Source organism: Cytobacillus spongiae, assembly GCF_021390075.1.
Genome location: NZ_CP089997.1, coordinates 2,848,510 through 2,862,467, shown reverse-complemented (window position 1 = coordinate 2,862,467; position 13,958 = coordinate 2,848,510). Strand labels below are relative to the sequence as shown.

The window sequence follows — 13,958 nt, the reverse complement described above, 5'->3', positions numbered from 1 at the left end:
CCAGTTTAGTGGCTTTGCTCCTTTTTTTACTTGAGAAAAATAAGAATTATCAATGGTTGAAAAGCGCTTCGATATCCAGCTTCAGCGACTAGCCCCTCGAGGTCATTAGCCAATTTAGAAAGGAAGGCAAAGAAGATGGACTTCCTTTCTAAACTGTCTTTCTAGCCTAGCCTGACTAAGGCGCACTAAGCTCAAGTGATAGTACGTAGCCCTTTTAAAGCTAGTCTTTTGTAATTGTTTTGGCGAGTTGCTCGTAGGACATATCATTGGTTACACTAAACGTACCCGCTTGAATTTTGGTGCTATAACCTTTGTCTTCTAGATAGGACTTAAACTCGTATTTATCCTCGATAATCTTTTCCTTAAATAGTAGTTCTACGATTTGCTCAGAAAACATCCCTGTTTCAATTACGAGCTTATACGTTTTTGTTCCCTGTTCTTTATCATCTGAAGCAGTTTTTTCTGCATTAGCATCCTTTTCTTTTGTTTTTGGTTCCGTTTCAGATACTTTTGGCTTTGCTTCTTTCGTTACATACTCTTCGAACTCTTTCTGAGTCATTACCTGGTAACCAGCATCATTAAGCAGCTCTTTTGCTTGTTCTTCTGTCAGGTTCTCTTTCTTTGTTTTTGACGTTTCCTCAAAAAATGAATAGTAACTTCCAATTACACAAGCAGTGAAAAAGACACCAAAGGCGAATGCTCTTACATTTCGCTTATTCATCATATGACCCTCTTGCTGCAAATTCTGCTAGAATCGTTTCGACTTCTTCTTTTGTTAATGAAGCCTGTGTAGAAATTTGCTCTACTGATAATCCTTGCTGCAATAGTGACCAAACTTGGTTTTTTATAATTGCATGTATTTCTCTTTTAGGAGCATCAGAAGCCTGCATTGGGACTGAAATGGGAGAAGGAACCGTTTCTTCGCTAATTAACAATTCTTCTTCTAATAACTTAATCTTCTTCTTAATTTGGTACATCTCTTGAAGCTGTGAGATTGCAATTTCGTCCATTTCCTCACGAAGTTTGTTATAAGGATCCTTTAGGAAGAAGGAGATAATAAATAGTAGGACTGAAAGTACAAGTAAGCTTAGTATAATAAAATTCATGAATTCACCTCGTAAAAAATACCTTTCTTTATTGTTCTCAACTAGACAAAAATTATTTTATCATTATAACTGACAAAATTCGATTTCTTTTCATGTAATACGAAAAAAATAGGGAATTTGTCGGTTTTAATTGTGTATTTAAGGCAGCGTTTTGTCGAAAAAGATGTATAAAAGTAGGATAAAAAAATTTTTCATTCTTATCATTCACTCCTGGCATGGCTCCCACAAAATCCGACAATTTGCGTTTATTGTGAGTAGGCATTTTCAGTGCTAACATGAAATTATATAGAAAATGAGAATATTAGACATGTCTATCGCATATACTATTAATTTGGAATTGAGGTGCCTAGATGATCGAAGATATTGTAAAGTTAAGACGAAGAGGACTTTCATTTCGGAAAATTGCAAAGGAACTTAATTCAACTGTTGGAAAGGTTCAGTACCAATGGAATAAGCATAAGCAGGCGGTGGACATAGAAGAGGGGCCTCCTGGCAAAATAGACCGTGAAATCCCACATGTGGATGGTTCTATTCTCGAACGGAAATTTTCCGTTGAAGAGGACGGACTAGTCTCCTGGCTTATCTCAAACAATCGTATGCTTGTATTTTGGAAGATTTCTAGTCGGAAAGCAGATGTAATTCAAACCTATTTTGAAAAGCCGATTTCTAAATATCTTATGGCCATTCGTACGTACGATGTTACAGACATATTTTTCAATGGAAGCAATGCACATTCCCATATGGAAACGATTCTACCAGAGAGGCAGTCATACTGGTATGTAAAAGGATTAAAGCCAAATCATTGCTATTTAATCGAGCTTGGATTAAAAATATCTGAAAACCAATTCTTTCCTATCTCGCGTTCCAACACCGTGCATGTTCCTAGAAACTCATTTGATCAAGTCGGTACTCTAGGTGCCCAACTAGAAACCTATCAGAATCATTCAGGCAATTATCCAAACTGGGTGGAGCATGTTAGTACGTATAGTTATTATGGGGGAAAAAATGAAGGGGGGAATGAATAAATGTTTCATCCGTATCTTCAGCTTGTTATTCATTCAGAGATCCCCTTTTGGACATATTTTCAAAGATCCTCTGATGAGAAAAAACAGATCTTTCAATTTACAAAGAAATTTCTGCATTTATTGCACAATCTAGATAAGCAACATACACCAGTTCCTGTGCAGCTTGCATTATCTCCAACCTATTTTGAATTATTGGAGCACCCTAGCTTCCAAGAGGAGATGACAAATTATTTAAGAATAGAAAAACACCAAGATTATGAAGCTTATAATCTTTGGATAAAGACAGAAAGCCAATTAAACCGTTATCTAGAAACTTTATGTAACAAAGAGAAAATCCAACTGGTTGCTACCGCCAGTACTAGTGCACTACTACCATATGTCATGACGAAAAAAGGCTTGGAAATTCAAGTTCAAGGTGGGATACAGATTATCGAGAAATATTTTAGCAAGCGCCCAACAGCCTTTTGGTTTCCCAATGGCATGTATGCTACGGGCTTGGATTTGTACCTTGCTAATTGCCATTTCACTCATAGCTTTATTGATGAGAGTGCGATCACATTCGCTGATCCAACACCAGAAAATCTTGGGGATAGACCTGTTAATAGCCCTCACCATTTAACTTTCTTTCCCATTCATTCCTCCCTATCACAGCTTATCAAAGAAAATCCATCACAGGGACTATTGGAAGTTAGGAAAAATGCGGACAAGATAAAAGAAAATAGCAAATCAGCTGTGTTAACGCTTTCCTTTGAGTTTGAAGAGTACTTCAAACATATGGATCAGTTTTTAAAGGAGCTGGCATATCTTGTAGACGAAAACTACTATTATCCATTCTTTGCTGAATCATTTTTAGCAAAAGAGAAAGCACTACTAGAACAAGTTCATATCTGTTCGACTGTAAATGCAAATCAATTCTCACAAGTGATGGAATGCTCGGTTGACTATTGGTCAGAGTGTTACTTTATTGAGAAAGAATTAGAGAGCCTAAGTGAAGGATATGTTGATTCAAACTCGCAATCTATTCTTATTGGATTGTACAAGGAGTGGATGTTGTTAACTGGAACATTGAGATTTCCTGAGCTACGCCACCTAGCTGAGGACCATCTGTTTGCGTATAGGAAAATGAAAGAGAGCTTTATAAAGACAGAAAAGAGGAACTGGTTAGAAGAAAGAGAACAGCAATATCCATTTCCAAACGTTTTATTAGACAGAAAAGGATATATTCCATTAATAAATGGACGAAATCGGATTCTGATTCTCAGCTGGGAGTTTCCTCCTAATGTAGTTGGTGGATTGTCTAGACATGTTCATGGGTTATCGAAAAGCCTATTGAAGTTAGGATATGAAATTCATGTAATTACAACGAAAACGGACGATTTACCGAAATTAGAGAACGGTGAGGGGTTGCATATTCACCGTGTCCATCCTCTAAATGAAAATGATCATGATTTTATTTCTTGGATAGGCGGATTGAATTTAGCCATGACTGAAAGAGCAAGTGAATTGTCGAAGGAGTATTCATTCTCCCTTATACATGCTCATGATTGGCTTGTTGGAGCAGCTGGATTAATTCTTAAAGAGCAATTAGAGTTACCTCTAATTGCTACGATTCATGCTACAGAGCACGGACGTCATGGCGGAATATATAATGATATGCAAAAGTTTATTCATGAGAAAGAGCGTCTTCTTATCACGGGTGCAGATTCTGTAATTGTCTGTAGTGAATTTATGAAAGAAGAGCTCGATCAAGTATTCGGGTCTTCTTATCAAAGCATCAGTATCATTCCAAACGGCATAGGAGGTCAACAAACAAGTGCATTTGAAAACGATATATTAAAAACGCTTCCCTTCGACCCAAGTCGAAAACTCATTTTTTCTATAGGTAGAATGGTAAAGGAAAAAGGATTCGATACCTTATTAGATGCAGCAGAAAAAATGAAATTCTTGTATTCAGATGTATACATGATTATTGCAGGTAAGGGGCCATTACTGCAACAATATCGAGACCAAGTTAGGGAACGCAATTTAACAAATGATGTATTTTTTGTAGGATATATATCTGATCACCAGCGTAGTGCATTGTTAGCCAACTGTTATATGACCGTTTTTCCTAGTAGATATGAACCTTTTGGTATTGTAGCCTTAGAGTCGATGATATTTAGAAAACCGACAATTGTTTCAAAGACTGGAGGATTAAAAGGGATTATTCAACCTCGAAAAACAGGATTGTATATGGAGCCAGGGGATGTGGATAGCTTAATTGAACAGGCATGCTTTCTATTAGAAAATCCAATAGACGCAGCTAAGATTGGGAATAACGGGAAAAAAGTGGTTGAAAACTTGTTTAGCTGGAGTCGTGTAGCTGAAGAAACGAAGCGAGTGTATGAAGAAGTCGTTCTACATCAAAAAATGTAATTTTTCGTAAAGATAAACGAAAAAAATAATATATTGAAGGTGTAACTATAATGAAAACGAAAGCTTATATCGTTGATCCGTATTCTTATTCTGAGGAACCTGTTCGATATGGTCTAAAACTTACTCCTGGTCTTTGGGTAGAGGGCAAGATGTACTGGCTAATGAATGGAATGGAAAAATTACTTCATGAAGAAGAAATTTCCATTCAAGTGAAACAAGAACAAATTCATTCGAAAGCTCGTTATTTTGATATGTATGTGACTAATCATTTATCTTTTCCAAGAAAGGTGAAATTGTTCTTTATGTATCATCATGAATTTTCTACTAGAGAGCATTTTTCGTTTATTTCTCCATCTGATAATGTGATTTTTCATTTAGCCAATAGTCAAGTGTTTCTCGTAAATGCACGTACTAGTGAAAAGCGGATGGGTCAATGTACAATCCAACCCTATTGGGATGTATCAACTGGTGCAATTTGGAGCAATAAAGAAAAGGGATTCTTGAAATATGCTCCAATGGCTAAAGGAACGTCTGCTAGTATTTGCTCGCTAGATATAGAAATTCCAGGAAATCAAACAAGAAAAGGAAGCTCCTGGATGATAGAAGGTTCATCTAAGACGGAGTTATTAAAGTTTAACCAAGCTCTTTTAAAAAACACACTAGCATTTCCTTTCAAAAAGTGATATTATAGAAAAGTCGTATGAACGAACTAGTTTGAACATAGTTTGGAGGGAAATCAACATGCGTGTGAATATTACACTAGCTTGCACAGAGTGCGGTGAACGTAACTATATTTCTACAAAGAATAAGCGTAACAATCCAGATCGTCTTGAGCTAAAAAAATATTGCTCAAGAGAAAAGCGTACTACAACACATCGCGAAACAAAATAAGCAGTGGGATTATATTCCTACTGCTTTTTTTGTATGTAAATTTATTGAAAATATCTTATGTTGTTATTATTGGGAGTATTTTGAGTTTCGATGATATCATCTATGAATTATTGGATGAAGGTATCTATCTTTGGTAGACAGAACTTTGGTAAAGGGGCGTTGTTACAAATGAATAAAAAGATACTTCGGAACCAAATGCAAGAAAGACTAAATGAGATTTCAAAGCCATTATATGAGCATCTATCTTATGAAATTGCTAGAACCTTATTTGAGACGTCTGAATGGAAGACGGCCCATACAATAGCAATTACAGTTTCGAAGCCTCCAGAGGTAGATACATATCAAATCATTCGCAAGGCTTGGGACGAGGGGAAAGAGATCGTCGTTCCGAAATGCTATCCAAATGATAAGCGAATGCTATTTCGAAAATTAACTTCCTTTAATGAGCTAGAGTCAGTGTACTTTGGACTTTTGGAGCCAATTGAAAAGTTCACAGTGGAATATGCTGCAAATGAAATTGATCTCATGATTGTTCCAGGTATTGCTTTTTCAAGAAGTGGATTTCGGTTGGGATTTGGCGGGGGATATTATGATCGGTACCTGGAAAATTACGATGGGATAACAATCTCACTAGCATTTTCATGCCAATTAGTTGATGAACTTCCAATTGAGTCACACGATCAATCAGTATCCAAGATTATTACAGAAAAAGAGTTGATTATTTCGCATGCTTGAGTGGTTGTTTGTAATTATCTTCATCTTAACGGGATCTCTGGTAGGTTATCGATTTCATTTTCTTTCAAAATCAGGAGCAATTGCAGCGATAGTGGTCGGCTTTAGTATTGCGATAGGTACAAAATGGGAAGGTTTGAGCCTTCTAGCGATCTTCTTCATCAGCTCTAGTCTTTGGTCAAAATATAAGAAGCAACAGAAAGAGAAAGTGGAAGAGAAATTAGATAAAGGGTCTAGACGTGATTGGCAGCAGGTTGTTGCAAATGGGGGGATTCCTTCCATCATGAGTCTTGCATATGCAATAACTCATGATCCATTATGGGTTATTGGGTTTACAATCGCAATAGCGAGTAGTAATTCGGATACGTGGGCATCAGAAGTGGGTCCATTAAGTAAAACCCGCCCGGTCTTAATCCGTTCCTTCCGTCGTGTTGATCGAGGAACTTCTGGGGCAGTGAGCTTGTTAGGTACGGTGGCAAGTCTATGTGGCTCCCTATTGATTGCGGGGGTAGCAGCCTATTTTTTCGAATTTAGTTTTAACGAGCTATTTATGCTAACTTTGTTTGGATTTCTTGGTAATATCATTGACACCCTATTTGGAGCTTATTTACAAGTCGTATTTCAATGCGAACAATGCGGATTAGAAACGGAGAAAACTAGACACTGTGAAAGGTACACCACATACCTTAAAGGAATACCGATCCTCAATAATGAGGCCGTGAATTTTATTTCTTCTTTAGTAGCGGTTTTTTTCGGGTGTTTATGGTTCAGTATGTATAGTTTACAATAATAAGCTCATACATATAGTTGAAACTGTAACAAAATTGCAATAAAGTTAGCGTTTTCATATAGTGAAATCACTTTGTGAAGTAGTGTACAATTTACTTATTAGGAAGAATAAATGTTTATCATTCTTTTGGGATATACTGATATGGGAATACCTTTTAGGGGGAAGCAAACATGAAGAATAAAGTAAATCGAGTTGCGTTAATTGGAACAGGATTTGTCGGTTCAAGCTATGCCTTTGCGCTGTTAAACCAAGGTGTAACGGAGGAACTCGTTTTAATTGATCTTAATAAAGAGAAATCTGAAGGGGATGCTATGGACTTAAACCATGGAATTCCATTTGCACCGTCTCCTACGAAAATTTGGTTTGGTGATTATTCAGATTGTCGAGATGCAGACCTTGTTGTCATTTGTGCAGGAGCAAATCAAAAGCCTGGCGAAACAAGACTAGACCTTGTTGAGAAGAATACTAAAATTTTTAAATCGATTGTCGATCAAATTATGGCAAATGGATTTGACGGGATTTTTCTTGTCGCAACAAATCCAGTAGACATCCTTACTTACGCAGTCTGGAAATTCTCTGGTCTCCCTAAGGAGCGAGTTATTGGTTCAGGTACGATTTTAGATACTGCTCGTTTCCGATATCTACTTGGTGACTATTTCAATGTAGATACTCGTAATGTGCATGCTTACATTATTGGAGAACATGGGGATACAGAGCTACCTGTTTGGAGCCAAGCAGACATCGCTGGAAAACCAATTTCGGGATGGACCAAGAATAAAGAAGATTTCAAACAAAAAGACTTAGATGATCTTTTCTTAAATGTTCGAGATGCAGCCTATCATATCATAAATCGAAAAGGTGCAACCTATTATGGCATTGCGATGGGATTAGTACGATTAACAAAAGCCATTCTTCAAAATGAAAATTCGGTGTTAACTGTGTCAGCCTATTTAGATGGAGAGTATGGGCATAAAGATGTGTACATTGGGGTTCCAGCAGTCGTTAATCGAAGCGGTATACGTGAAGTTGTTGAAATACAATTGAACGAAGATGAAACGCAAAAATTTGCTCATTCTGTAAAAATTCTTAAAGAAACGATGAGCCCAGTACTTAAGTAGGGTATCACAATACTAGTTTGATACGAGCATCCTCATATCTTTTGAAAAAAAAACTATCATTTCTAGATAGTTTTTTTTCTGTTTTCGGGGATATCTAGCCGTTTTTCTTCAGAAACTAATTCTAGGAGGGATGACAATGTCACGATTATGGTCATTATTACTGATCGTATTAGGTGGATTTTTCGTCTTTAAAAATCGGTATCGATTGCTAAATATCATTTTAGGAAATGGGCTTATTCGTCGCTTTTTTGTGAGTTCATTTATGAGCATTCCAGCAGTAAGGAATTCAATGGTAAAATCCGTATTTTCTGGACCGCGTCAATAGGATGAATATGAAGCTTATCATAAAAGGCCTGTAAGGGTCTTTTTTTCTTAACGAGTTCATTGATGACAAAAGGGTATTTCTTTACAACAAATACTGTTATTGCCTATAGTTATCTATATAGCTCATTAAGATGGAGAGGAAGGTAGGGGAGATATTGGACTATCAAGAGGATTATAAATTCTGGAGATTGGTTTATCAATTGATTACAGAGCATGACTATCGATTGATTCAAATGTCAACAGATCAGAAGGAAATATGGCTAGAAAAATCAGAAAATAAACAGGCACAACTTATTCGAATACTGCAAAAGGACTTAGATTGGAGCAACTGGATGCAGCGTGATATTCAGTTAACTGCTTCCAATGGGGAACGTGTCAGGAAGCAAATGATTCGAGGAGAAGTGAATGTAGTAAATATCTATGTTTCTGCCTATCCGCCAGTTGATGATTATGAATTTAGATTAGATTCAGCATATTTAACAGAAAATCAAAAGACGAACGTGCACTCATATATTATAGATAGAACGAATGTTGATCAAGAACTCGTACGAATTGGGAGTCGGCTTCAGATTGACCTAGACATTCCGATAATTACAGACCAATTCGATCAGGCGGCAGAAGCCTTAAAGCGTGACACATTATCCTATGCTGTTCAAAAAGTGAAATCTGAAAAATCGCTCTTTGAATATGGAAAGCCATTTTTTACGTATCTCTTCATTATTGTTCAAGTGGCTATGTTTTTATTACTTGAAGCAGCTGGTGGGAGTACAAACACCTCAACCTTAATCAAATATGGTGCAAAGTTTAATCCTTTGATACTTGAAGGAGAGTGGTGGCGCTTCATTACCCCGATTTTTCTACATATCGGAGTGCTTCATTTATTAATGAACACACTCGCACTATATTTCCTCGGAGTTGCCGTAGAGAAAATCTTTGGAAATTCACGATTTCTTTTCATCTATATTGTTGCAGGGCTCTTCGGTTCGCTAGCGAGCTTTTTGTTCAGTCCCAATATTTCAGCTGGAGCTAGTGGCGCCATTTTTGGGTGCTTTGGTGCCTTATTGTACTTCGGACTTATTTACCCTAAACTTTTCTTCCGAACGATGGGAATGAATGTAATCGTCGTCATTGCCATCAATTTAGTCTTTGGCTTTACGGTACCAGGAATTGATAATGCAGGCCATATTGGAGGGCTAGTAGGAGGCTTCCTTGCAACTGGAATTGTTCATTTTCCGAAGAAAAAGAAACCAATTATGCAATTGCTATTTTTGGTAGGAAGCGGACTCCTAGTAGGAGGTATTTTAGCCTATGGATTTAATCACCCGAATCAGATGGTTGATGAACAATCGATCGCAATAATGGCAAAGGAATATGTACAAATGGAAGAGTATGAAAAGGCTGAGGATCTTCTAACAGAATATATAGATGAAAATCAATCATCAACCAAAATATTGTTTCTTCTTTCATTTGCTGAAATCAAATCTGGTAACTTAACAGATGCGAAAGCGCATTTAATAAAAGTGATTGAGCTTGATACTACATTTCATGAAGCTTATTATAACTTAGCGTTAATCTATTTAGATGAGAATGATGTAGCTAATGCCAAACGGAATGTAGAAGCGGCTTTAAAGATTAATCCCGAACAAGATGACTATCGCAAGCTCCTACAAGATATTAACGAGTGGGAGAAAGATTTTGGCGGAGGACAATAGCTTCTCCATCTTTTAATTCAGAAATCACCAATAGCTCAGTTTGATTCTTTGCTATTAAAATTAAAGGGATGGTACTATCGATTGGTTCAACAATCGAACCATCCTTTTTTTTAATTCCTAGGAAATAATTCTTATAGAGGCCCTCCCATAAATTACCCATTATGGTGTTGGTTTCTTCTTTAGTAAATCCTGGATAAGATTTGTTTTTATACTGAGCTATATCGGTTAAAGGAATTTGATGATACTGATCTTCGTTAATTGAATTCTCCGTCATCATTTTTGACCAGCTGTATTCAAGTTGTTGACTCGTTATTTGGTCCAGTACACTTTTCCATTCTTTTTCCTCTTTTGAATGTGCTTCGCGAAATGAATGAAGAGGGCTGAAGGAAGAATCAATGACATATAATTCATCTGCTGATAGACTTTGAGCACTGTAAATTTTCTCAGATCCATCGACGTCGCCGTCATAATGAATTTCAGCATGGTGAAAGGAGATTGCTTCAAAGTGACTGCTTTCTTTCATGTTAATGATTTCTTCTTGTACGACCTGTTCCGTGTTCTGCTCCCATTCCCCCATCATTCTTTTTAATCTTCCATTTGCATAAAGAAAGGCTAGGTCTTGTCTTAGATAGGCATCGCGGTCTAGAGCAGAAGAAACACGCCATTTCACATCATAATCTTCCCTTTTGGAATGATCTAATAAAGATAAATTCGTATCAACTTTTTTATAGGTGACAGAGGGATCAATAGGAAAAAAAGTAATACTTTCTTCAACCTCAGCTTGGTTTTTTACTACCATAACACTGACTGCAATTGCAATTGCTATACATATTAATAAAAAAAAGTGAATTTTATTCATTATCTACCTCATTGACTTTTGACTTAATGTTTGAAAATGAAATCATCCCCTTTTTATTGGGAAATGCGGTTTATCTAACCCGATCTTACCGAAGTTTGTCCACTGTTAAAAATATATGAGCTGTTTTAGAAGAAATGCTAGTTCAGCGTATGTTTTTTTCGCTGTATGTCAAAGATGGATATGTATACGAGGAAATCTTTGGTAAAGCGAAAGTAATTGAGGTGTGTGCACATGGAAAAAGACGCAAAAGAGCTTGTCCATTCAAAAATAGAAAACAATATAGCTTATCTAAAAGAAGCCTTAGGGGTAGAAAAAAGCTTTGATGTTATCCAATTAGATGTTGAATACGCTGAGCGACAGATGGCTTTGTATCTAGTGGATGGTTTTGTGAAAGATGACATCCTTCACTACCTGATGAAAATACTATCTGGCCTAGAAGCATCTCAATTAGAAAGCGATACGCTCACGAAACTAGTTAAAACATACATCCCCTATGTGGAAGTTGAAGTGACAGATGACTTGAATACCGTGGTAGATATGGTACTCGCTGGTCCAACAGCCTTAGTAGTTGATGGTGTGGACAAGGTCATCTTAATTGATGCAAGGACATATCCAGTAAGAGGTCCACAAGAGCCTGATATTGAAAGGGTCGTACGAGGATCTCGAGATGGCTTTGTGGAAACCCTTGTTTTCAATACGGCTTTAACAAGACGTCGTGTTCGTGATCGCACGTTACGGATGGAGTATTTGCAAGTTGGTAGAAGATCGAAAACAGATATCGTTATAAGCTACATCGAAGATATTGCAGACCCAGAATTAGTTAAAAAAATAAAAGATTCGATTTCTAAAATCGATACGGATGGACTGCCGATGGCCGAAAAAACAATTGAGGAATTTATATCCGGTCGGCATTGGAATCCATATCCTATGGTGAGATATACTGAAAGACCTGATACGGCAGCAACACATTTATATGAAGGGCATGTGTGTATTATTGTAGATGGTTCTCCAAGTGTGATTATTACACCTACCACTTTTTGGCATCATCTTCAGCATGCGGAAGAATATCGGAACAAACCACTTATCGGAGCTTATTTACGATTTGTTCGATTTTTAGCAGTATGGGCATCCATTTTTATCTTACCGATGTGGTACTTATTTGCAGTGGAGCCAGGATTACTACCTGACGCATTATCCTATATTGGCCCAAATGATTCGGGTCAGATTCCATTATTTATCCAATTTCTTATGGTGGAATTGGGAATAGATATTTTACGGATGGCTGCCATCCACACCCCGTCATCACTCGCAACGGCCTTAGGTTTAGTAGCGGCATTAATGATCGGTCAGGTTGCGGTAGAAGTGGGTCTACTGACAAATGAAGTCATTTTGTATTTAGCCATTGCAGCTATTGGTACCTTCTCAACACCTAGCTACGAAATGAGCTTGGCAAACCGAATCATTCGACTTGCCCTGCTATCAGCTACAGCTATGTTTCATACGTATGGATTCGTCATCGGAACTACGCTATTAATTTTATTCCTTTCAAGGATGCAATCATTTGGTGTCCCATATTTATGGCCGTTCTTGCCATTTAACTTTCATGGTTTTAGAGACGTATTATTGCGATCCCCGATCCCATTAAAAAATAGACGCCCGAAAATCTTAAATCCACAAGATCCAGATCGATAATAGATAAACGACTGTAAACTCAACAATTTTCCACTTGAAGACAAAAGGGTATTGAAGAAAATATTCGGTGTTACAGACTGTAGACAAGCTCTAATCATTTCGAGTATTGCCTACAGTTATTTTTTTGAAAAAGAATATAAAAATAATTGAGGGTGGTTAGATTTCCGCTACGGGTGGACGCTTTCCGCGGGCGGGGCCGAGCCGAGCCGAGCCGCTTCCTTCGCTACGCTCAGTCCAGGGTCTCGACTTTCCCACTTTTCCCGCAGGAGTCGCCACCCTTCGCTCCAATCCATAAGGATTTGATCAATAAATTTGAATTAAAAACGGACACATGCATTAGTGAGACGTTCATGATGACCAGTACTCTATCTAATGCAGCCGAACAATACATTATGATTACAAGCTCAATTAGTTCCTTAAGATCAATTCCTATAAAAATTGGAAGGAGTATCCATTCGTTTTTATTCACAAAACCCTCTACTCTTGGCTCAATGTGTCAAAGTAACGATCAAGTTGCTTTGTTTACGTTGAAATACATTACAGGCTCTTTACCATAATGATTCAAATTAAGTTCTCAAATTGTAATAAAAGATTGAACGAGTAATTAGATGAAAAAGAGAAGCTTGTTTTGAGAACAACCATTAGAAGTCTTTATTATTATGTAGATGCAGGAAATGCTTGATTTAGCTTCCATAATCAGAAGAACTAATAACTTAGACATGGAGGGTTGCTCAAAAGCAGAACAATATATTGGTTGATTGGAGCGGAAGGCGCTTGACTCCTGGGGGATTAGCGTTACAGCCAAGACCCCACAGGCCGAAGGACGAGGAGGCTTGGCGAACGCCCCCCGGAAAGCAAGCGTCTGTAGCGGAAATCAACATCTTCTTACAAAATAGATAGGTATTGTTATGGGCTTTTGGCGACACCAAGAAGCAACTAATAAAACTATTGATGACTTTTCCCATGATAGTTGAAAGTTTATTAAAAGATGGTGAACCGATTGTTCCGCCTCTTGAGGTGTTGTCGGTTTTCGTCTATACTTTATGTGTAAAAAGTCTAGATTAAGAGGTTTTTTCAATGAAAAGCATATATGATATTCAACAATTCTTAAAAAAGTATGGAACCATTATCTACATAGGCGATCGTCTTGCCGACCTTGAATTAATGGAGGAAGAATTTAAAGAGCTCTATCAATCGCAGTTAATTGAAAGACAAGTCTTTCAAACAGGAATTCTAATATTAAGACAGGAAATTGCAAAGTTAAAAGATAAACAATTAAAACACTAGCAGAAGG

General features: G+C 37.3%; 14 protein-coding genes. 11 read left to right on the top strand and 3 right to left on the bottom strand.

Going from position 1 to position 13,958, the window contains the following annotated elements; translation table 11 throughout:
• Positions 1 to 220: 220 nt before the first annotated feature.
• A complete protein-coding gene (locus tag LS684_RS14550; protein WP_233806997.1) occupies positions 221 to 724 on the bottom strand; it encodes an endolytic transglycosylase MltG in 504 nt (167 codons plus the stop codon).
• Positions 714 to 1,106: a hypothetical protein gene (locus LS684_RS14545; protein ID WP_233806995.1), complete on the bottom strand. Its 393-nt coding sequence runs from the start codon at positions 1,104 to 1,106 to the stop codon at positions 714 to 716. Before LS684_RS14545 ends, LS684_RS14550 begins: the two co-directional genes overlap by 11 nt.
• Before the next feature lie 350 nt (positions 1,107 to 1,456).
• Here LS684_RS14545 and LS684_RS14540 point away from each other — a divergent pair, with 350 nt between their 5' ends.
• The 9 genes from LS684_RS14540 (at position 1,457) to LS684_RS14500 (ending at position 10,113) form a co-directional block, all read left to right on the top strand.
• Positions 1,457 to 2,131, top strand: a complete 675-nt coding sequence (locus tag LS684_RS14540) for a DUF4912 domain-containing protein (protein ID WP_233806993.1) — start codon at positions 1,457 to 1,459, stop codon at positions 2,129 to 2,131.
• On the top strand, positions 2,132 to 4,546 hold the full coding sequence (locus LS684_RS14535; RefSeq protein ID WP_233806991.1) for a glycosyltransferase: 2,415 nt from the start codon (positions 2,132 to 2,134) through the stop codon (positions 4,544 to 4,546).
• A 50-nt stretch (positions 4,547 to 4,596) separates the two neighbouring features.
• Positions 4,597 to 5,229, top strand: coding sequence for a hypothetical protein (locus LS684_RS14530; RefSeq protein WP_233806989.1), 633 nt, complete (start codon positions 4,597 to 4,599; stop codon positions 5,227 to 5,229).
• A 58-nt stretch (positions 5,230 to 5,287) separates the two neighbouring features.
• A complete protein-coding gene (rpmG, locus tag LS684_RS14525; RefSeq protein WP_082197029.1) occupies positions 5,288 to 5,437 on the top strand; it encodes a 50S ribosomal protein L33 in 150 nt (49 codons plus the stop codon).
• A gap of 168 nt (positions 5,438 to 5,605) precedes the next feature.
• Entirely contained in the window at positions 5,606 to 6,172 is a 567-nt protein-coding gene (locus LS684_RS14520) for a 5-formyltetrahydrofolate cyclo-ligase (protein ID WP_233806988.1), read from the top strand.
• Complete coding sequence (locus LS684_RS14515; protein WP_233806987.1) at positions 6,165 to 6,959, top strand: DUF92 domain-containing protein; 795 nt, start codon at positions 6,165 to 6,167, stop codon at positions 6,957 to 6,959. The genes LS684_RS14520 and LS684_RS14515 overlap by 8 nt, the downstream gene beginning before the upstream one ends.
• A gap of 170 nt (positions 6,960 to 7,129) precedes the next feature.
• Positions 7,130 to 8,077 (top strand): L-lactate dehydrogenase, encoded by a 948-nt coding sequence (locus LS684_RS14510; protein ID WP_233806986.1) that lies wholly within the window; start codon positions 7,130 to 7,132, stop codon positions 8,075 to 8,077.
• 136 nt (positions 8,078 to 8,213) lie between these two features.
• Positions 8,214 to 8,402 (top strand): hypothetical protein, encoded by a 189-nt coding sequence (locus LS684_RS14505; RefSeq protein WP_233806985.1) that lies wholly within the window; start codon positions 8,214 to 8,216, stop codon positions 8,400 to 8,402.
• A gap of 154 nt (positions 8,403 to 8,556) precedes the next feature.
• Positions 8,557 to 10,113 carry a rhomboid family intramembrane serine protease gene (locus tag LS684_RS14500; RefSeq protein WP_233806984.1) on the top strand — a complete coding sequence of 519 codons (1,557 nt, stop codon included), beginning with the start codon at positions 8,557 to 8,559 and terminating at the stop codon, positions 10,111 to 10,113.
• On the opposite strand, the gene LS684_RS14495 is transcribed toward LS684_RS14500, so the two are convergent.
• On the bottom strand, positions 10,076 to 10,972 hold the full coding sequence (locus LS684_RS14495) for a hypothetical protein (RefSeq protein ID WP_233806983.1): 897 nt from the start codon (positions 10,970 to 10,972) through the stop codon (positions 10,076 to 10,078). The two genes, LS684_RS14500 and LS684_RS14495, sit on opposite strands and share 38 nt — an antisense overlap.
• Positions 10,973 to 11,203: 231 nt before the next feature.
• Here LS684_RS14495 and LS684_RS14490 point away from each other — a divergent pair, with 231 nt between their 5' ends.
• Both LS684_RS14490 and LS684_RS14485 read left to right on the top strand, forming a co-directional pair.
• Positions 11,204 to 12,664, top strand: a complete 1,461-nt coding sequence (locus LS684_RS14490; protein WP_233806982.1) for a spore germination protein — start codon at positions 11,204 to 11,206, stop codon at positions 12,662 to 12,664.
• 1,077 nt (positions 12,665 to 13,741) lie between these two features.
• Entirely contained in the window at positions 13,742 to 13,951 is a 210-nt protein-coding gene (locus LS684_RS14485; RefSeq protein ID WP_233806980.1) for a YqgQ family protein, read from the top strand.
• Positions 13,952 to 13,958: the final 7 nt, after the last annotated feature.